The organism is Hymenobacter sp. DG25A, from assembly GCF_001280305.1.
In the GTDB taxonomy this organism is placed as follows: domain Bacteria; phylum Bacteroidota; class Bacteroidia; order Cytophagales; family Hymenobacteraceae; genus Hymenobacter.
The window spans coordinates 1,511,034-1,528,889 of record NZ_CP012623.1; the positions used below are offsets into that span (position 1 = coordinate 1,511,034).

The 17,856-nt window shown below is 56.3% G+C and carries 21 protein-coding genes; 12 read left to right on the top strand and 9 right to left on the bottom strand.

Annotated elements, in window-relative coordinates:
* Positions 1-311 precede the first annotated feature (311 nt).
* Positions 312-1,124 carry a M48 family metalloprotease gene (locus AM218_RS06535; protein ID WP_054412959.1) on the top strand — a complete coding sequence of 271 codons (813 nt, stop codon included), beginning with the start codon at positions 312-314 and terminating at the stop codon, positions 1,122-1,124.
* Positions 1,125-1,260: 136 nt separating this feature from the next.
* Positions 1,261-2,463: an App1 family protein phosphatidate phosphatase gene (locus AM218_RS06540; RefSeq protein ID WP_082318100.1), complete on the top strand. Its 1,203-nt coding sequence runs from the start codon at positions 1,261-1,263 to the stop codon at positions 2,461-2,463.
* Here AM218_RS06540 and AM218_RS06545 read toward each other — a convergent pair.
* Positions 2,460-2,897, bottom strand: a complete 438-nt coding sequence (locus AM218_RS06545) for a YybH family protein (protein WP_054412961.1) — start codon at positions 2,895-2,897, stop codon at positions 2,460-2,462. The genes AM218_RS06540 and AM218_RS06545 overlap by 4 nt on opposite strands.
* 95 nt (positions 2,898-2,992) lie before the next feature.
* Positions 2,993-3,730, bottom strand: a complete 738-nt coding sequence (gene mtgA / locus AM218_RS06550) for a monofunctional biosynthetic peptidoglycan transglycosylase (protein ID WP_054412962.1) — start codon at positions 3,728-3,730, stop codon at positions 2,993-2,995.
* Between the two features lie 117 nt (positions 3,731-3,847).
* Between mtgA and AM218_RS06555 the strand changes: the two genes are divergently transcribed.
* The gene (locus AM218_RS06555) at positions 3,848-4,483 is read left to right on the top strand and encodes an LON peptidase substrate-binding domain-containing protein (RefSeq protein ID WP_054412964.1); all 636 of its coding nucleotides are present in this window, start codon (positions 3,848-3,850) and stop codon (positions 4,481-4,483) included.
* Positions 4,484-4,553: 70 nt separating this feature from the next.
* Complete coding sequence (locus tag AM218_RS06560; protein WP_082318301.1) at positions 4,554-5,810, top strand: metallophosphoesterase family protein; 1,257 nt, start codon at positions 4,554-4,556, stop codon at positions 5,808-5,810.
* Here the strand turns inward: AM218_RS06560 and AM218_RS06565 are convergent.
* The gene (locus AM218_RS06565; RefSeq protein ID WP_054412967.1) at positions 5,758-6,660 is read right to left on the bottom strand and encodes a diacylglycerol/lipid kinase family protein; all 903 of its coding nucleotides are present in this window, start codon (positions 6,658-6,660) and stop codon (positions 5,758-5,760) included. The genes AM218_RS06560 and AM218_RS06565 overlap by 53 nt on opposite strands.
* Before the next feature lie 109 nt (positions 6,661-6,769).
* A complete protein-coding gene (locus tag AM218_RS06570) occupies positions 6,770-7,582 on the bottom strand; it encodes a M48 family metallopeptidase (protein ID WP_197274028.1) in 813 nt (270 codons plus the stop codon).
* Between the two features lie 222 nt (positions 7,583-7,804).
* On the opposite strand from AM218_RS06570, the gene AM218_RS06575 reads away from it, so the two are divergent.
* Positions 7,805-7,999: a hypothetical protein gene (locus AM218_RS06575; protein ID WP_044513557.1), complete on the top strand. Its 195-nt coding sequence runs from the start codon at positions 7,805-7,807 to the stop codon at positions 7,997-7,999.
* 88 nt (positions 8,000-8,087) lie between these two features.
* On the opposite strand, the gene AM218_RS06580 is transcribed toward AM218_RS06575, so the two are convergent.
* Positions 8,088-8,900, bottom strand: coding sequence for a murein L,D-transpeptidase catalytic domain family protein (locus tag AM218_RS06580; RefSeq protein ID WP_054412969.1), 813 nt, complete (start codon positions 8,898-8,900; stop codon positions 8,088-8,090).
* A 110-nt stretch (positions 8,901-9,010) separates the two neighbouring features.
* Here AM218_RS06580 and AM218_RS06585 point away from each other — a divergent pair, with 110 nt between their 5' ends.
* Positions 9,011-9,406, top strand: a complete 396-nt coding sequence (locus tag AM218_RS06585) for a hypothetical protein (RefSeq protein WP_054412971.1) — start codon at positions 9,011-9,013, stop codon at positions 9,404-9,406.
* A gap of 66 nt (positions 9,407-9,472) precedes the next feature.
* On the opposite strand, the gene AM218_RS06590 is transcribed toward AM218_RS06585, so the two are convergent.
* Both AM218_RS06590 and AM218_RS06595 read right to left on the bottom strand, forming a co-directional pair.
* Entirely contained in the window at positions 9,473-9,877 is a 405-nt protein-coding gene (locus tag AM218_RS06590; protein ID WP_054412972.1) for a hypothetical protein, read from the bottom strand.
* A 228-nt stretch (positions 9,878-10,105) separates the two neighbouring features.
* Entirely contained in the window at positions 10,106-10,576 is a 471-nt protein-coding gene (locus tag AM218_RS06595) for a DUF4199 domain-containing protein (protein WP_054412974.1), read from the bottom strand.
* Positions 10,577-10,919: 343 nt separating this feature from the next.
* Between AM218_RS06595 and AM218_RS06600 the strand changes: the two genes are divergently transcribed.
* Both AM218_RS06600 and AM218_RS06605 read left to right on the top strand, forming a co-directional pair.
* Positions 10,920-12,542 (top strand): ABC-F family ATP-binding cassette domain-containing protein, encoded by a 1,623-nt coding sequence (locus AM218_RS06600; protein ID WP_054412976.1) that lies wholly within the window; start codon positions 10,920-10,922, stop codon positions 12,540-12,542.
* A 15-nt stretch (positions 12,543-12,557) separates the two neighbouring features.
* A complete protein-coding gene (locus tag AM218_RS06605; protein ID WP_157547553.1) occupies positions 12,558-13,343 on the top strand; it encodes a hypothetical protein in 786 nt (261 codons plus the stop codon).
* Positions 13,344-13,439: 96 nt separating this feature from the next.
* Here AM218_RS06605 and AM218_RS16725 read toward each other — a convergent pair whose 3' ends face one another.
* Complete coding sequence (locus tag AM218_RS16725) at positions 13,440-13,601, bottom strand: lmo0937 family membrane protein (RefSeq protein WP_157547554.1); 162 nt, start codon at positions 13,599-13,601, stop codon at positions 13,440-13,442.
* 336 nt (positions 13,602-13,937) lie between these two features.
* Between AM218_RS16725 and AM218_RS06610 the strand changes: the two genes are divergently transcribed.
* Together AM218_RS06610 and msrA are read left to right on the top strand one after the other, a co-directional pair.
* Positions 13,938-14,831 (top strand): 3-hydroxyacyl-CoA dehydrogenase family protein, encoded by an 894-nt coding sequence (locus AM218_RS06610; RefSeq protein WP_054412980.1) that lies wholly within the window; start codon positions 13,938-13,940, stop codon positions 14,829-14,831.
* Between the two features lie 216 nt (positions 14,832-15,047).
* Positions 15,048-15,578: a peptide-methionine (S)-S-oxide reductase MsrA gene (msrA, locus tag AM218_RS06615; protein WP_054412982.1), complete on the top strand. Its 531-nt coding sequence runs from the start codon at positions 15,048-15,050 to the stop codon at positions 15,576-15,578.
* Between the two features lie 186 nt (positions 15,579-15,764).
* Here msrA and AM218_RS06620 read toward each other — a convergent pair whose 3' ends face one another.
* Positions 15,765-16,580: a 2,3,4,5-tetrahydropyridine-2,6-dicarboxylate N-succinyltransferase gene (locus AM218_RS06620; protein ID WP_054412985.1), complete on the bottom strand. Its 816-nt coding sequence runs from the start codon at positions 16,578-16,580 to the stop codon at positions 15,765-15,767.
* 301 nt (positions 16,581-16,881) lie between these two features.
* On the opposite strand from AM218_RS06620, the gene AM218_RS06625 reads away from it, so the two are divergent.
* Entirely contained in the window at positions 16,882-17,244 is a 363-nt protein-coding gene (locus AM218_RS06625; protein ID WP_054412987.1) for a hypothetical protein, read from the top strand.
* Between the two features lie 23 nt (positions 17,245-17,267).
* Entirely contained in the window at positions 17,268-17,846 is a 579-nt protein-coding gene (locus tag AM218_RS06630) for a YceI family protein (RefSeq protein ID WP_054412989.1), read from the top strand.
* Positions 17,847-17,856 lie beyond the last annotated feature (10 nt).

Here is a 17,856-nt window from a genome sequence, read left to right on the forward strand (position 1 = left end):
TACGCAAACAGCCCTGAAAAGTAACGGAGGCTGGTTTTACAGAGGCCAGCCCCTGGCTCATTGCGGTAATGCCGGCAGTCAGCGTATTCCCTTTTTTAAGCTGACGATGAGCCTGAATTCAGCCCTTCCTATGCCAGCCGCATAAAAATTACCAGCCGGAGAATCAGCCTACTGCGCCGCCACAGGCGTCGAAAACCGGTTTTTGGCAACATGGCGCCACAGCCGGCCGTATCGTAGGCCGTTGTTTCTGGCACCGTTTTTTCATCAGCGCCTCCGAACTGTCCCTATCATTCTCCTTTTCCTATTGCATCATGCGTCGATTATTGCGTACCCCTTATTTGTTGCTGGCTCTGGTATTTTCCATGGGGGCATCGTCCTGCACGAAGGATGCCAACGGCGACCGGCTGTTTTTCTCCGTGGAAGATGACAAGACCCTGGGTGAGAAAGTAGCTCATCAAACCGACTCCACGTATGCAGCCAAAGGCCAGCTACTGGCCCGCACCGACACAAAAAATCAGCGCGCCTACCAGCTGCTGGACGGCGTAGTTAACCGCGTGCTGAACTCCGGTGAGCTGACCTACCGCAACGAGTTTCCCTGGGATGTCAAAATCATCAAAGACGACAATATCCAGAATGCTTTTGCTACGCCCGGCGGCCACATTTACGTGTACACTGGCCTGATTAAGTTCCTGGATAATGAAAGCCAGCTGGCCGGCGTGCTGGGCCACGAAATTGCCCACGCCGACCGCCGCCACACCTCCAAATCCCTGCAGCAACAATACGGCATTTCGGTGCTGCTGAGCCTGGTGCTGGGCGAAAACCCTAACCAGCTGGCCGAAATAGCCGCCGGTCTGGGTCAGCTGAAGTTCAGCCGCGACTATGAGCGGGAAGCCGACGACTACTCCGTGGTGTACCTGAACAAGACCATTTATGCCTGCGACGGCGCCGCCGGCTTCTTCATTAAGGCGCAAGCCGAAGGTTCCGCTAGCCAGCCGGAATTCCTGAGCACCCACCCCGACCCCGGCAGCCGTATTGAGGCTATTGAGGCCAAAGCCACCCAGCTGAACTGCAAGGGCCGCACCGTAGACAACAATAACTTTGAGGAGCTGAAGCGCATCCTGTAAGGCGGCCTGCCCCCCTCATTTGCCTAACTCTAAAGGACTGGCGGACTGCATAGCGCGGTTCGCCAGTCCTTTTTTTGCAACCCCGGCTTTGCTGCTTTCCGTATCGGGTTTATCGTAACCCCTGAATATTCTTCGAATGGCCTCCTTTCTGAACCGTATTGGCAACCTGGCCGAGCATATTGACGACGTGGCGCTGGCCGCGCGCATCCGCCTGGGCCTGTTGGACCCTTTGCAACTGGTGCCCTACCGCAGCTATGGCACGCCGGAGCGCCTGTATGTGAAAGGCAGAATGCTGGCCGATAAATCCTTGGCGGAACCCACCGATACAGACTCCCGGTGGCGCAACCTGGTGAATATGTACCAGCGCTTCGAAAGCACCGAAATACCGGGCGCCCAGCTGAGCATTGAGCCCGGCGACGGCACCTCCCACACCATTGTAACGGATGAGGAAGGGTATTTCACCCTGAATCTGGCGCCTAAAAGCCTGCGCGAGCCGGAAAACTATCTATGGTACCCGGTGGATATCCGCCTGGTGGCCCCGCCCGCCAGCATTCCGGCGCCGGTGGCTGGCCTCAGCGCCACGGCCCGGGTGCTCATTCCCCCACCCGATGCCGAATATGGCATTATCAGCGACCTGGACGATACCGTTATACAGACGTCCGCTACCGATTTGCTGCGTATGGCGCGCATCGTGCTGCTGCGCAATGCCCGTTCGCGCATGCCGTTTGAGGGCGTGGCCGAGTTCTACCGGGCGCTGCAGCTGGGCCGTAACGGCAAGCGCAACAACCCCTTCTTCTACGTAAGCAGCAGCCCCTGGAATTTATACGACCTGCTGGACGACTTTCTGGAGCTCAACGAAATTCCGGCCGGTCCTATTCTGCTGCGCGATATGGTCCTGGCGGGCAAGCAGCCCGGCGTGGCTTCCTCGCATCACAGCCACAAGCTACATGAGATTGACAACCTGCTGCTGACCTATCCTACCCTGCCCTTTGTGCTGGTAGGCGACAGCGGGCAGGAAGACGCCAATATTTACCGCGAGGTGGTACGCCGGCACCCGGGCCGCATCCTGGCCATTTACATCCGGGATGTAGAGCGCCCCGACCGCGCCGCTATTGTAGAGAAAGTATCCGAAGAGTTGCGGGGCGACAAGGTGGAAATGCTCCTGGTGAAGGACACCGTGCAGGCCGCCAAGCATGCCGCCAGCGCCGGCCTCATCTTCACCGAAACCATTGCGGCCGTGCAGGAAGAAAAGGAGAAGGATCAGGCCACCTCCGAGGACCCCACCGAGGCGCAGAACCAGGGCGGCACCAAACCAGCGCCTACTGTGGAGAAGGACTAGCTGGAGTGGTCGGCCACAATAACCCAGTGGCCATTCAGGCGGCGCATCACCAGCAGGAAATGGCCTTCCAAGTCGCCGAGGTTGGGGCGGGCCAGGTGCCACTTGCCAATTACGTGGGCGGCCGTGCTGCTCAGGGGCTGAATGTGCAGGTTGGAAAACGTGAGCTGGCCCATAGCCGCGGCATCGGGGTAGCTGCGGCGGTAGTTATCCAGCGTAGGCTGCCAGCCGTAGGTGAGGCCTTTTTGGCCAATGAACACCAGGGAATCAGACTGCCAGTAGCCTTGCATAAAGCCGGCTACGTCGCCCCGGTTCCAGGCGGCGGTTTGGGTGCTGAGCACTTTCTCAATATCCTGTCGCATGGCCGCTGGGCGGCTGGCTACGCAGGCTGAAAAGAAACAGAGCAGCAAGGCAAAAAGCAGTACACGATTCTTCATGAGGCCGGACTTGGGGGTTATATCATCGATATCGAAAACTACTACTCTTTTGACTTCCCACGGGGCCGAAGCCTCGCTCCTAAAGCCAACGGCGGTTACTCTTCCAGCACCTGCTGCACAAACCGCGTCCCGCCTAGGCGGCGCATATTGCGCATCACGCGGTATTGCTTGGCCCGGGCCGCCGGACCGGGGTTGCTGGCCCGAAAGCGCAACGGGTTGGGCAGAATACCGGCCAGCAGTGCCGCCTCGGCTTTGCTCAGCTGGGAAGCTGATTTATGGAAGTAGCGCTGCGCGGCGGCTTCTACCCCGAAGGTACAGTCGCCCATTTCCGCCACGTTCAGATACATTTCCAGAATGCGGCGCTTGCTCCATAGCACCTCAATCAGCACGGTAAAATAGGCTTCGGCGCCTTTGCGCAGGTAGCTCCGGCCATTCCACAGAAATACATTCTTGGCTACCTGCTGGGTGATGGTGCTGCCGCCCACCAGGCGCTTGCCGTCGCCCATATTGCGCTTGGCAGCCTGGGTAATGGCATCCATATCAAACCCATGGTGCTGCAGGAAACGCTGATCCTCGGCCGCCACCAGCGCCAACGGCACCTGCGGCGACACTTCCTCCATTGATACAAAGGAGTAGCGGATTTCCCGGTCGTCTACCAGACCCTGGTAGTTGCCGGCGGGGCGGTGGGCCCGGCGCTCCAGCATCAGCCAGGTGGCCGGGGGCGCCACCCAGCGGTACAGCAATACCCACACCACCGTGGTCAACAGTATGGATGCTCCTACCTGCAGGCCGATACGCAGGGCCTGCCGCCATTTATTTGAAAACTCAGTCAAGGTCCGTCGGTTTACTATTCTCCGGCACGCAAAGTACCCTTGGGGCGAAATTAGCGCATTTACCGGAGCCGCTGCAGGTTTACGTACTTTTCGCTTCTTCTTCACCGCTGCCTTCCTATGCCTCGCCTGCTTCCCCTTTTTCCGCTGAATCTGGTTGTTTTTCCGGGCGAAAAGCTCAACCTCCACATTTTCGAGCCCCGCTACCGGGAGCTGGTACACGACTGCCTGCAGGAAAACCTCACCTTCGGCATTACTCCGTACCTGGATAGCCGGGTGCAGGAGCTGGGCACGGAGATGCGGCTGCTGGACGTGGAGAAAGTATATCCGAATGGCGAAATGGATATCCGCACCGAGGCGCTGGGGCTTTTCCGTGTGCGGGATTTCTACCGCCAGGCCCCGGGCAAGCTCTACGCCGCCGGTAAAGTGGAAGACCTGGTAGATGACCCCGCCCCCGACGAATTCCTGAAAACACGCATTACGGTTTACATTAAGCAGCTGTACCAGGCGCTGGGCCTCCACCGCTTGTTTATGGATTTGCCGGCCGGGTATCGCACCTATGATGTTGGCCACCATGTGGGCTTTAGCACGGAGCAGGAATACCAGCTGCTGAGCTCTACCAGTGAGCATGAGCGGCAGGAGATACTGCTGGAACACCTGGAGCAGATTGTGCCCGTGGTACTGGAAACCGAGCGTTTGAAGGAGCGTGTCAAGCTGAACGGGCATTTCAAGAACCTTACGGCGCCTAATTTCTAGCCGGATATCTCCCGGACCAGCCGCGCACCGGGCCGGCTGCGTATAGCCTTTGTACTTATTCCTTATTGCTGTGCAATCAGTTGCTGCTTATGTGTTCCTGGCCGTTGTCACGCTGTTGCTGGTGTGGCTGCTGGCACGCTTCCGCCAGGAGCGCCGGTTTCGGCGGCGGCCTTATGTAAGCCACCTGTTCCGTGGCTGGGAGCAACACCTTCCTCCTACTGAACCCCTATACCGCGTGGCGCTGGTGGGTGATATGGGCGCTGTAGCCACCGATGGCACCGACCCGGTATTGCGCCTGTTGCATAACTGGGTGCAAACCGCCGGCCCCGCCAGCGGGGTAGTCGTGCTGGGCGATAATGTGTACCCCACCGGTATTCCGCCTCAGCAAACCCCCGGGCGGCCCGCCGCCGAGCGGCGCCTCGCCAGCCAGCTGGAAGTATTTAAAGGCTACGATGGCAAAGTGGTGTACCTCAGCGGCAACCACGACTGGAACAAAGGCCGCCCCGACGGTTATGAATACCTGCTCCGGCAGGAGGAACTGGTAGCTCAATGGCTGCCCCAGGCGCACTACCTGCCGCCCCACGGGTGCCAGGGCCCGGTAACCTTGCAGCTGGCTCCCGGCCTGTTATTAGTGGTTTTAAACACCCAGTGGTGGGTGCAGCATGGCCGCCGCCCCGAGGGCGTGCCGGATGGCTGCTCTTCCGATGAGCGTACGCCCTTTCAGCAGTTGTTGCATATTCTCCGGGAAAATCAGCACCAGCGCATTATTGTGGCCGGGCATCATCCCTTGTATTCTAATGCCCAGCACGGCGGCAATTTCACTACCCGCCAGCACATGTTTCCGCTGACGGCGCTGCACAAGAAAGCCTACATTCCCCTGCCTGTTCTGGGCTCTCTGTTCCCCCTCTACCGCACCCTGATTGGGGCCGAGGAAGATATGGCGCATCCGCGCTACCGCCACATGCGGCGGCGTTTGCTGCGCGTGCTGCGTCAGTTCCCCAACCTGGTTTACGCCGCTGGCCATGACCACAACCTGCAGTATTTTCAACGCTACGGGAGTCATTACCTGGTGAGTGGCTCGGGTAGCAAAACTGCTTTCGTACAGCCCGGGGGCCAGGCCGCCTTCACGCACGAGCACAAAGGTTTTTTTGCCCTGGAGTACTACGCTAATGGGGAGGTGTGGCTTCGCACGCTGGAGCCCGGCTCTTCCATAGATAATTCAACCGAAGCCCAGGAGCCATTCCGCTGGCAGCTTCTGGCCGCCGGGGTGTTGCCTATATATGTTCCGCCGGCACAGGCGTCAGTACACGCAGGCTCCGCGGAATAATTTCAATGTAAATGGGGGTTGGCAGGCTCATGGGCTCCCCATCAATCTGCACCAGAGCCTCGGTTTGGCCTGGGACCCACACCCGGGCCCAGCGGCAGCTCAGGCGGTGCGTATACACGGAAGCGTCAAAGCTGTCGGTATACAAGCGGTAGAGGATACCGGGGGCGGCGGCGGCCGGGAAGGGCTCAATCACACAGATTTCAAACTGCCCATCGTCCATGCGGCGGTCGGGGTTGATGACCACATTGCTGCCGAACGTGTTGGCGTTGGCCACCGTCAGCATAAAGGCTTTTCCTTTAAAGGATTCATGGTCAGTTTCAACCACAAACTCGGCCGGCTCATAGCTCAGGTATTCCTGCATGGCAATACGCACGTAGGCGCCGGGGCCACGGGTATCGCCGCTGGTAAAGCGCTCTACTACCAGCGCGTTAAATCCCAGATCGGCCAGGTGCGCGGAGAAGTGCCCGCCTACCCGTAGCGTATCTATTACCCGCACCTCATGCTCCCAGATCAGGCGCAGGGCCAGCTCCGGGTCCTGCGGAATCTGCAGGTCTTTGGACAGGCCGTTGCCGGAGCCCAGGGGCAGAATACCCAGCAGGGTGTCGGTGCCGGTCAGGTCTTCAGCTACCAGGCTCACGGTGCCGTCGCCACCAGCGGCAAATACAGCCTCTGGCTGGTGCTGCTGTAGGTGCTGGCGCAGTGCCGCCAGGTCGTTCTGACCGCTGGTATGGAAGAAGCTGGCTTCGCGGCCATGCTCCATGCAGTAGGCAGTAATTTTCTGCTCCAGTCCTTCCTTTTCAATATCCCCGGAAATGGGATTGAGCACAAACAGCACGGACTTGAATAGCACGGGAAATCAACTAAAAAGGTACAGAAAGCAAAGGTAGTCAGATCAGGCCATGCCCGTAAACCAAAACGGCCAACCCAGAAGGTCGGCCGCTGTGGGATATGGGTTGATTCTAGGGCTTGAGGCCTGCGGGCACGCCACTGGGGAAGTGCTCCTTAATTTCCTGCTGAATCTCCTGCTCCCGGTTGCCGGGGTTTGGGTGGGTCTGCATGAACTCGGGGCCGCTGCCACCGCCGCCGGCCTGCTCCAGCACCTGCATTACCTGCAGCATGGCGCGGGGGTCGTAGCCGGCATCACTCACATAGTCTACGCCAACCCGGTCGGCTTCCAGCTCATCTTCCCGGCTAAAGCGCAGGGAAACCACCTTGGCAATTGCGGCGGCAATGGCCGCGTTAGCAATGGACCCGCCGGGGCGGTCGGGGTCGTAGGCAGCAATGCCGGCGGCGCCGGCCAAGCCCTGGGTGAGCTGCGTTTTGGCCAACTGCTCCGCGGAGTGGCGCTGAATTACGTGGCCCACCTCGTGCGCCAGCACGCCGGCCACCTGGCCTTCTGATTTCAGATTTTTGAGCAGCCCCGCCGTCAGGAAAATCTGCCCGCCGGGCAGCGCAAAGGCGTTAATGGTCTGCTCATCGGCCAGCAGATAGAAGTTGAACTTGTAGGGCGAGCGGGAGGCCGGCGACCCTTGCACAATAGCCTGCCCAATGCGGCTGACTGCCTCCTGTGCCTGCTTATCGGGGTGCAGGCCGCCGTATTGTTGCGCCATTTCCGGTGCTGCTTTAAGGCCGAGGGCAATTTCATCCTCCGTACTCAGATTCACGTGTTGCTCCTCGCCGGTTACGGGGTTGGTTTGCCGGTTGCAGTAGTAGGTAATAAATGAAAACCCTGCAACAACCAGGGCTATCAGATATCGAAAGCTTCCTCTCATGATGGGTGGTGATGAATGTCGAAAAAGTGGATGCCGCACATACCTAAAGTGCGGTTATGCCCAGTGTAACGAGAAGCCTGCAACAGGGTTGCCCGGGGCTACGGCGCATTTTCAGGGCCCACAGACAGCCAAATTCTTACCGTTATCGTATCAGGCTTACCCTAGTGCCGGATTCCCTCCGGTATATCCTCTCTCCTTCTTTAACAAAACACGAAGCAGCATATGAACCAGAAACGCACATTTGGCGCTATCCTCACAATTCTGGGAATTGTGGGCATTATTTACGGCGCGCTGGGTTTCCTGCAAATTGCCGGAGTAGCCCTCGGTAAGCTTAACTCTATTGTTCCCTTTGTAATCGGCCTGATTTTCTTCTTTGCCGGTATCAACCTGGTAAAAGCCACCGGAGACCGGGCTTAGCCTGGCTACCAAGCCCATTATACATTCATAAAAAAGCCCCTGACGCAGTGTCAGGGGCTTTTTTATTTTCATTTCAGCTAATCACTGATTAGCTGCCGGTGGCCAGACCCCGCTGCTGCGCAAAAAAGGAAAGGGCCGAATCAATGGTGAGCCAGTTGGAGCTGTACTCCACTTGCTCCGGCGCATGGGCATAAATAACCGTGCCCCGCTTAATGTCCTGAATAATGGCCGAAGACTGATTAGCCGGTAAGGCCGGGCAACCCTGGCTGCGGCCCAGGCGGCCGTGCTGCCGCACAAACTGCTCGCTTACATAGTCGGCGCCGTGCACCACCACGGCCCGGTCCGTTACATTGGAATTGTATGCCGCATCCATCCCGCGCAGCTTCAGCGAAAGGCCATGTTTGCCGGTGTAGGTAGGGCCGGTGATAAAAAAGCCTACGCTGCTCATTTCCGAGCCGGGCCGGTTGGAGAAAGTGCGGGCCATGTTTTCGCCGGTATTCTTGCCGTGCGCTACCAGGGTATGATGCAGCAGGCGGTTGTGCTCGAGGTCAATTACCCACAGGCGCTTCTGGGAGCTGGGCCGGCTGAAATCGATAATAGTGAGGACCGGGCGCAACGGTGAGGAAGGGTTGCGCTGCTGTAAATTGTAATATCCTAACAATGCTTTGCGGTATACTGCGGGCTGCAGGCCAGTTGTCGTTAAGCGTGCGGCAACATAGCTGCGCACCACATCCTCTTCAAAAGCGGCCAAGTACATCATCCGGCGGGCGTCGCTCAGCTCGCCTTTATTACCCCGGGAAGGCTTGTAGGCAGCTGTTTCAGTAGCCGTAACCGATACGGAGGTGGAAAGCGTAAGCAGCGAGAAAAACAGGCTGGCGAAGACAGTGGGCATGGAGCGCATAAACGGCAGAGCTTCGGAAGTCAGAGTTAGGAGTCAACGCAAGGAATACAAAAATAGTATTTTAGCGCCGGATGGCTCCCCAACGTCGGGGAAACTGTTCTTGGTTCCCTATGGCCTATCGATATATTTTTGCTTTTGTGATTCCGGGTACCTTTCTGCTTAGCAGTTGCGGACACGATATTTCAGCCATTGCCGGTTTTGATGCGGCTGCCTGGCGCAACGATGCTTTTGCCTGCCAGGACCAGCGGCGCGCCCAATTGGCGGCGCTGGAGAAAGGACGGGAAAAGCTCTACGGAGCCCGCACGGCCGCCGTGGAGCAGCTCCTGGGCCGGCCAGATCGGCTGGAGCTTTCCACCCAAACGGAGAAAGTATATTTTTATTATGTGCAGCCGGGCGCTCAGTGTGCCCCCAACCGCCCGGCAGGCAACAGCGCGCAGCTCACGCTCCGCTTTGACCCCCTGGGCCGGGTTTCGGAAGTCATTATTCCAACGGCGCCTGCTCAGTAGCCATTGGGGACAATAAAAAAGGCGGCTCCGATAGGGAGCCGCCTTTTTTATTTTAAGTGCGTGTGATTATCCGAGGCCATTTTCATGGGGGTCGGTTTCGGGCTCGGCGGGTTGCTGTACCTGAATAAACTGATCCAGCTGAGCCGGCGTCAGAATGCGGCGGCACTGCTGCTCATAGTACAGGTCCAGCTCCGATAGCCGGGCCCGCTGCTGCTCCGGATCATCCTGATACAGCCACAGAATCTCATCCTGGCGGGCCAGGCGCGCCTGGTTGATAACGCGCAGCCGCTCATACTGGCTGGCATTCAGCTGTAGTGTGCGGCTCATGTCCCGGGTCAGGATAATGGCCCGCAGGTGTAGCATCCGGTTATTGGCGGGTGTGGGCAGCTCCGCGAGCCGGTCGCTGGATTGGGCCGAAACCTGGCCGGCAGCGCTCCACATCAGCGCCAGAAAAAACAATAGGGCCTTCATAACGGTGGTAAAAAGAGCAGAAAAATTTGGATGCAATAGGTGCTTCCTAACGAGTCTGGCGGGCAGATAAGTTCCTAAACTCATCCTTGAGCGGACAACTAAAAATATAAATAAAATTTAAAATTAAAAAGGTTAAACCATATTTTATTTTCACGAATTGACTCGCTCAATCCATAAAAAAACCGCTCCCGGACCGGAAGCGGTTTCAAGAGTAAGCCGACCGTAGCCCTACTCCACTCCTTCCATAGGCATGTGGTCGGGGCTTTTGAAATACTGCATGGCAATCAGGGAAATAATGACCCCTGACATGGCCCCCTGCAGGATAATGGCCAGGAAAGCTATGGTCACCGATAAGTCAAAGCCGAATAAGTCGCTGGCCCGCAGCTGCTCCATCAGGTTTGGGTTGATAATGACGTAAATTATAAAGCAGAAGCCAAACGCTACGGAGGCCACAATAGCGGTGAGAATACCCGTTCCAAAGCCATGCAGGTAAGCAATGCGCCCATCGCGGGCGCGCTTAAAGCGGGCAATAGCGGCACAGATACCCACGGCCAGAATAAGCGCATTCAGGTAGCTCAGCTCAATCCGGTCGGCGTACCCCAGCAAGGTGGCAATGAGGAAGTAAATCAACATAGCCGCGGCCGTGTACAGGCCATACCGAACCCCATTGTTTTCCGGTGTAATCCGAACATCGCTCATAACAGGAAGTGTAAACAGATGGAAGGGTTATGAAAACGCGCCTGCCACCGATACCTCACCTATTCCGGGCAATGGAGCGCTGGCAATAAAGGCTTTTTACTATACTACTTTCACTGTGTGGTTGTTGTGTCATCGACCCAGAATTTTCGGCGGTAGCCGCCTGAAACACGGGCGGTTAGCAAACACCTGACAGTGAGGGAGCAAAAAAGAGGGAAGCCGTGTTTCTTAGGACCTGAAGCTGGGCTTGTTAGCTCTTCTGCGGGCAATTTTTCGTACCTTTGCGGGCCGTTAAGCGCCAGCAGGCTCACCGGTCCATTTTTCTGCTTTTAGTCTTTCCCATTATATGATCAGTACCACCAATGTGAGCTTGCGCTATGGAAAGCGCGTATTGTTTGAAGATGTAACCATCAAATTCATGCCCGGCAACGTGTATGGCCTCATTGGGGCTAACGGTGCGGGTAAGTCTACCTTTCTGAAGATTCTTTCCGGCGAGATTGAGCCCAACACGGGCTCGGTGGATATGCCGAAGGGGGCGCGTTTGTCGGTACTGAAGCAGAACCAGTTTGCCTACGATGCCTCCCCCGTGCTCCAGACCGTGATTATGGGCCACACGCGCCTGTGGAAGGTGATGGAGGAAAAAGACGCCCTTTACGCTAAAGCCGACTTCTCCGACGCCGACGGCGAGCGGGCCGCCGTGCTGGAAGGCGAGTTTGCCGACCTGGAAGGCTGGAATGCCGAGTATGAAGCCGCTGAGCTGCTTTCCGGCCTGGGCATTGGCGAAGACAAGCATTTTACCCTGATGGGCGACCTGGGCACCTCCGACAAGGTGCGCGTGCTGCTGGCGCAGGCTCTGTTTGGCAACCCCGACGTACTGCTGCTGGACGAACCCACCAACGGCCTGGACGCGGAAACCGTGCTGTGGCTGGAAAACTTCCTCGATTCGTTCCAGAACACGGTTATCGTGGTCAGCCACGACCGCCACTTCCTGGATGCCGTGTGTAACTACATGGCCGATCTGGACTTCTCTAAAATCACCATGTACCCCGGCAACTACTCGTTCTGGTACGAGTCGTCGCAGCTGGCTTTGCGCCAGCGCCAGGATATCAACAAGAAGACCGAAGACAAGCGCAAGGAACTGGAAGAATTTGTGCGCCGCTTCTCGGCCAACGCTTCCAAGTCCAAGCAGGCTACTTCGCGCCAGAAACTGCTGCAGAAGCTTACCCTGGAAGAAATCAAGCCTTCCTCGCGCAAGTACCCTTACATAGCCTTCAAGCCTGAACGCGAAGCCGGCAACCAGCTGCTCACGGTAGAAAACCTGAGCGCCTCGGTAGACGGGCAGACGATTTTCCGCAACGTGTCTTTCTCCCTCGATAAGAAAGACAAAGTGGCCATCATCAGCCGCGATGACCGGGCCGCTTCTCTCCTCTTCGACATCCTGTTTGAGCAGACCCAGCCCAAAACCGGCACCTTTAAGTGGGGTACCACCATCACGCCCAGCTATTTCCCCAAGGAAAACGAGAAGTTCTTTGACACTGACCTGAACCTGGTGGACTGGCTGCGCCAGTACAGCGTGGAGAAGGACGAATCCTTTATCCGGGGCTTCCTGGGCCGCATGCTGTTCTCCGGTGAAGAGTCGCAGAAGAAATCCAACGTGCTGAGCGGTGGCGAGAAGGTGCGCTGCATGCTGTCCAAAATGATGATGGAAGGCGGCAACGTGTTGGTAATGGACGACCCCACGAACCACTTGGACCTGGAAAGCATCACGGCCCTGAACAACTCCCTGCAGGAGTTTAATGGCTCGCTGATCTTTGCCTCCCACGACTTACAGGTGGTGGAAACCGTAGCAAATCGTATTATTGAGCTGACGCCCGATGGCATCATCGACCGCCGCATGCATTATGAAGAGTATCTGGCCGATGATAACATTAAGGTGCAGCGTCAGCGCATGTATCAACTTGTATCCTAAGCCCGTTATCCGGTTATGAAACATCTTCTGCTTACGGCTATGTGCGGCGGCTTTGTGCTGCTTGCGGCTCCCTCGGTTCAGGCCCAGCGTACGGATAGTACCCGCACGGTAAAGCCCCAGCTGAACACAGCCCCGCCCGCGGCGCCTACGCAAGCGCCGCAGCCACAACCGCAGCCTCAGCAGCAGGTGCCCGTACCGGCCCCCACGGAGCAATATCCTCAGCCTAGTCAGAATAGTCCTTCCGGGTTAGAACTTCCGCCGCAGCCCAAAGCGGCGGAAGCCCCCCAGAGCAAGTATTTCCTGTACACCAACTTCGGGCTGGGGTACAATAGCTACTACGGCGACGGGCAGTTTAACGCGAGTATTGCGCCGGCTATTGGCTACCGGGTTTCCGAGCGTTTCGCCATTGGGCCGGGCCTCAGTTATTCGTATATCCAGCAGAATTACTCCAGTTTCAATCAGCAGGCATACGGTTACCCTAAGCGGATTGTGTATAATAACTTAGGCCTCAAAGCCTTTGCTCAGCTCATCGTGTATAAAGAATTCTTTTTGCACGCTGAGTACGAGGTAACCCGCCTTAAAGGCAAAGCAACCGATGTAAATGGCCGGGTGTACACACAATCTACCACCGCCAATACTCCTTTAGCCGGGGGTGGTTACCGTACCCGTTTCGGCAACCGGGCGGCGGCCGATATTGTGGTCCTGTATAACTTCAACGATGGTATTGACAATGCCGGCAACCGGAATTCGCCCTATGGCCAGCCGGAAATCCGGTTCAACTTCCTGTTTGATCTGAAATAGACCAACCACTATAAACCACAAAAAAGGCCGCTCAGATGAGCGGCCTTTTTTGTTGGGGCATATCCGAAGATAAGCCGATATAACCGATTGTTTCGGTTACACCGTGCCGCCGCGAATCAAACGCAGCACTACGGCGATAATGGCAATAACCAGCAGGATGTGGATCAGGTTACCCATGCCGAAGCTGTTGAAGCCAAGGAAGCCAAGGGCCCAGATGATGATCAGAATCACCGCGATGATATACAGGAGATTTCCCATGATGATAAAATGTGGTTGGAAGTGGAAGGGAGAGAACCACCATCATTAGGCACTTTTTCCGGATGAAAATGTGCTTTAAGGATGATATGCGGATTTGTACGGGGCTATGGGTAAAAGGATATAATTGAGGCAGAAAAATATTCAGTAATAATTCTATATATATCTTAAACAGGCTAAAAAGCAGGCATTTACAAACAATTCAGGGTTTAATCAATTTTTAATAAACCCTACGTCTGCGCGGGTCCTGCGGGTTGGGTGCGTAGGATTTCGGGTTAGCTTTGTGGCCCCGGAAGGGCATTTTCCTTTCCAATACCCACCCAAAATCCCCACTCCTCCATGATGAATGTTGCCGTTATTGGCTCCGGCACTATGGGCAATGGCATTGCCCACGTGTTTGCACAGCACGGTTTTCCGGTTGCTCTTATTGATATAAACCAGGCCGCGCTGGACCGGGCGCTGGGTACTATCTCCAAAAACCTGGACCGCCAGGTAGCTAAAGGCGCCCTCAGCGAGGCTGACAAAACCACCACGCTGGGCAACATCACCACCTATACCTCGGTGGCCGATGGCGTGCGCAACGTGGAGCTGGTAGTGGAAGCCGCCACGGAAAACGTGGAGCTGAAGCTGCAAATCTTCCGCGACCTGGACCAGCACGCGCCCCAAGGCGCTATTCTGGCCTCTAACACCTCTTCTATCTCTATTACTAAGATTGCGGCCGTAACCAAGCGCCCGGAGCAGGTTATTGGCATGCACTTCATGAACCCGGTGCCGGTGATGAAGCTGGTGGAGGTTATCCGCGGGTATGCTACTTCCAATGCTGTTACGCAAAAGGTAATGGACCTCTCGCGGCAGCTGGGCAAAACCCCCACGGAGGTAAATGACTACCCCGGCTTTGTGGCCAACCGCATTCTGATGCCGATGATCAACGAGGCCATTTATACCTTGTTTGAAGGCGTGGCGGGCGTAGAGGAGATTGACACGGTAATGAAGCTGGGCATGGCGCACCCCATGGGCCCCCTGCAGCTCGCCGACTTTATTGGCCTGGATGTATGCCTGGCTATTCTACGGGTACTGCACGACGGCCTGGGCAACCCTAAATACGCTCCCTGCCCCCTGCTGGTGAACATGGTGATGGCCGGCCGCCTGGGCGCCAAATCGGGTGAAGGCTTCTACTCCTGGACGCACGGCACCAAAGAACTGGTGCTGGCTGACCGGTTCAAGAAAAGCTAGTCTACCGGCCAGCTGGCTGGCGCTGGTATCGGTTTCAAATCAGAAGGCCCCGTTGGTAGCGGGGCCTTCTGCATGTATGGATGTATAGGCCGGGCAAACCTTAGAGTAGGGTTTGCGTGTTTAGGTAGCAAAGCCTGAATTTGCCGCCCGTGCATCACGCACCAAGCATGGCAGATTTCAGGCCCGCTCTTTACATTTCAGCTACATAGATATAGAATGGAACAAGCAACATTTGGCGCCGGGTGCTTCTGGTGCGTAGAAGCCGTTTTTCAGAATTTGAAAGGAGTAGAAAAGGTGGTATCGGGCTACACTGGGGGCCGCATTCCTAACCCAACTTATAAAGAGGTGTGCAGCGGCCTGACCGGCCATAACGAGGTAACCCAAATTACCTTTGACCCGGCCCAGATCAGCTTTGAGGAGTTGCTGGAGGTTTTCTGGAAAACCCACGACCCTACCACCCTCAACCGCCAGGGCAATGATGTGGGCACGCAATACCGCTCCGGCATTTACTATCACAACGAGGAGCAGAAACGCCTGGCCGAGGCTTACAAGCAAAAGCTGAATGAGGCGCATGCCTTCGAAAGCCCTATTGTGACGGAAATAGAGCCCCTGAAGGTGTTCTACCCTGCCGAGAACTATCACCAGAACTACTACAACCTGAACGGCTCACAGCCTTATTGCCAGTTTGTGGTAAAACCGAAGGTAGACAAGGTGAAAGCGGTATTTGGCGAAAAGCTAAAAGCCTAAATCACGGATTTTCCCGGCTTTGACGGATTCATCGGATTTCGTAGACAAGTAAACATCAACAAAAAAAGCCTCACAGTCTGCGAGGCTTTTTTTGTTGGCTATGGAATGATGTCATGTTAAAGAAGTCATAATCGATAACCGACTACAAAATCCGACGAATCCGTCAAAGCCGGGAAAATCCGTGATTTATACGGCTACGCCATGCTCCCGCAGTGCATCGTTCAATGACGTTTTTAGATCCGTGCTGGGCTTGCGCTGACCGATGATAAGGGCGCAGGGCACGTGGTATTCGCCGGCCGCGAATTGCTTGGCGTATGAGCCAGGAATAACCACGGAGCGGGCAGGCACAAAGCCTTTGTATTCTCTGGGCTCGGTGCCAGTTACGTCGATGATTTTGGTGCTGCCGGTGATAGTAACGCCCGCCCCGATGACAGCCTCTTTGCCTACGCGGCAGCCTTCAACCAGAATGCTGCGGGAGCCAATGAAAGCGCCATCTTCAATAATAACCGGGGCGGCCTGCACGGGCTCCAGCACGCCGCCAATTCCTACGCCACCGCTCAGGTGTACGCCGGCCCCAATCTGGGCGCAGGAGCCAACAGTGGCCCAGGTATCTACCATGGTCCCCTCGCCTACCCAGGCGCCAATGTTCACGTAGCTGGGCATCATGATAACGCCGGGCGCCAGGTAGGCACCGTAGCGGGCTACGGCGGGCGGCACTACGCGCACGCCCTGCTGCTCATAGTCGGTTTTGAGGCGCATTTTGTCGCGGAACTCAAAGGGGCCGACTTCGATGGTTTCCATCTGGCGGATGGGGAAATACAGGATGACGGCCTTTTTTACCCAGTCGTTCACCTGCCACTCATCTGCCACGGGCTGGGCCACACGCAGGCGGCCTTTGTCCAGCTCTTCTATCACGTGGTGAATGGCATCGGTGGTGGCGGATTGTTGCAGCAGGCTGCGGTCGTTCCAGGCTGCTTCTATTATGGTTTGCAGATCAGTCATGCAAAAAAGGGTCAGAGTGAATGGGCGGCAAAGCTAGTTCTTGTTGCCCGATGCCTGAAATAACCAGCAAAATATCTCGCCGCAAAAAAGGCGCAAGAATAATTATGGAACTTTTTTTTACAAAAATCAGAACAAAATGATGTAGCTACATCTTTAGTACAGCAAAGGGGTTTAAAGTCCAATCAGGAGAATTTATTACAAATTTTTCTTCCAGTAAATCCAGTTACCTAAATCACCGCGTAGGTAGTGAAAATCAGGATTTATCCTGCTGCCGCGCCCTACTATCCTGCCCGCCTTTGCAATGAACCGCTACTCTTTCTCAATCCTTGCCCTGCTGCTTTCTGGTTGCGCCTACGATGTGGCCGACAAGGTAAGCGACCCGAAGCCGGTATGCGTTACGCCCGACCTGGTCACTTACTCGCAGAACATTCAGCCTCTGCTGGCCCGCAACTGCCTGAGCTGCCACAGCGCGGCCCTGCGCACTGGCAATGTAAATCTAGAAGACTATACCGAGCTCAGCCAGCGCGCCTCTACTGGCCAGCTGATGGGGGTGGTATCGCACGCGCCGGGGTATGACCCCATGCCAAAAAACGGCGCTAAGATTTCTGCCTGCGACATTGCCCTGCTGCAGAAGTGGGTAGATGCCGGCGCACCTCAGAACTAACTCGTTCCTCTTTTCCCGCACCCATGAAACACTGCTACTCCTGGCTGTGCATGGCGTTGCTATTGGGGGTTTCTTCTTCGGCCTCCGCCCAACGCTATTCTACCCGTACCGGATCGGTGAGCTTCTTTTCCGTGAGCATCATGGAAGACATTGAGGCCAAAACCAATCAGGGAGCCGCTTTGCTGGACATGCAAACAACGCAGGTGGCTTTTGCCATTCCCATCCGCTCCTTCGAGTTCAAGCGCACCCTGATGCAGGAGCACTTCAACGAGAACTACATGGAGTCGGACCGCTTCCCGAAAGCCACTTTTAAAGGGCGCGTGACCAACCTGAATGTGGACCAGCTGCACAAAGGCGGAGCACAGCGGGTGAATGTGGAAGGCGACCTGACCATGCACGGCGTTACCCGCCGGGTGCAAACTACCGGCTCGCTGGAAATAGCAAGCGGCCGCTTGCTGGTACACACCCTGTTCAGCGTAGCTCCCGCCGACTACGCCATTGACGTGCCCCTGCTGGTGCGCGAGCATATTGGCAAAGTAGTCACCATCCGGGTGTCGATGGCCTGCGACCCTATCTCTCCTGTTACTCTTGCCCAACCTTAACCTATTACGC

What these genes read in the sequence shown, in the direction of transcription:
- AM218_RS06535 (WP_054412959.1), top strand. Translation starts at nt 312, where the DNA reads ATGCGTCGATTATTGCGTACCCCTTATTTGTTGCTGGCTCTGGTATTT.
- AM218_RS06540 (WP_082318100.1), top strand. Translation starts at nt 1,261, where the DNA reads ATGGCCTCCTTTCTGAACCGTATTGGCAACCTGGCCGAGCATATTGAC.
- AM218_RS06545 (WP_054412961.1), bottom strand. Translation starts at nt 2,897, where the DNA reads ATGAAGAATCGTGTACTGCTTTTTGCCTTGCTGCTCTGTTTCTTTTCA.
- AM218_RS06555 (WP_054412964.1), top strand. Translation starts at nt 3,848, where the DNA reads ATGCCTCGCCTGCTTCCCCTTTTTCCGCTGAATCTGGTTGTTTTTCCG.
- AM218_RS06570 (WP_197274028.1), bottom strand. Translation starts at nt 7,582, where the DNA reads ATGAGAGGAAGCTTTCGATATCTGATAGCCCTGGTTGTTGCAGGGTTT.
- AM218_RS06575 (WP_044513557.1), top strand. Translation starts at nt 7,805, where the DNA reads ATGAACCAGAAACGCACATTTGGCGCTATCCTCACAATTCTGGGAATT.
- AM218_RS06580 (WP_054412969.1), bottom strand. Translation starts at nt 8,900, where the DNA reads ATGCGCTCCATGCCCACTGTCTTCGCCAGCCTGTTTTTCTCGCTGCTT.
- AM218_RS06585 (WP_054412971.1), top strand. Translation starts at nt 9,011, where the DNA reads ATGGCCTATCGATATATTTTTGCTTTTGTGATTCCGGGTACCTTTCTG.
- AM218_RS06590 (WP_054412972.1), bottom strand. Translation starts at nt 9,877, where the DNA reads ATGAAGGCCCTATTGTTTTTTCTGGCGCTGATGTGGAGCGCTGCCGGC.
- AM218_RS06595 (WP_054412974.1), bottom strand. Translation starts at nt 10,576, where the DNA reads ATGAGCGATGTTCGGATTACACCGGAAAACAATGGGGTTCGGTATGGC.
- AM218_RS06600 (WP_054412976.1), top strand. Translation starts at nt 10,920, where the DNA reads ATGATCAGTACCACCAATGTGAGCTTGCGCTATGGAAAGCGCGTATTG.
- AM218_RS06605 (WP_157547553.1), top strand. Translation starts at nt 12,558, where the DNA reads ATGAAACATCTTCTGCTTACGGCTATGTGCGGCGGCTTTGTGCTGCTT.
- AM218_RS16725 (WP_157547554.1), bottom strand. Translation starts at nt 13,601, where the DNA reads ATGGGAAATCTCCTGTATATCATCGCGGTGATTCTGATCATCATCTGG.
- AM218_RS06610 (WP_054412980.1), top strand. Translation starts at nt 13,938, where the DNA reads ATGATGAATGTTGCCGTTATTGGCTCCGGCACTATGGGCAATGGCATT.
- msrA (WP_054412982.1), top strand. Translation starts at nt 15,048, where the DNA reads ATGGAACAAGCAACATTTGGCGCCGGGTGCTTCTGGTGCGTAGAAGCC.
- AM218_RS06620 (WP_054412985.1), bottom strand. Translation starts at nt 16,580, where the DNA reads ATGACTGATCTGCAAACCATAATAGAAGCAGCCTGGAACGACCGCAGC.
- AM218_RS06625 (WP_054412987.1), top strand. Translation starts at nt 16,882, where the DNA reads ATGAACCGCTACTCTTTCTCAATCCTTGCCCTGCTGCTTTCTGGTTGC.
- AM218_RS06630 (WP_054412989.1), top strand. Translation starts at nt 17,268, where the DNA reads ATGAAACACTGCTACTCCTGGCTGTGCATGGCGTTGCTATTGGGGGTT.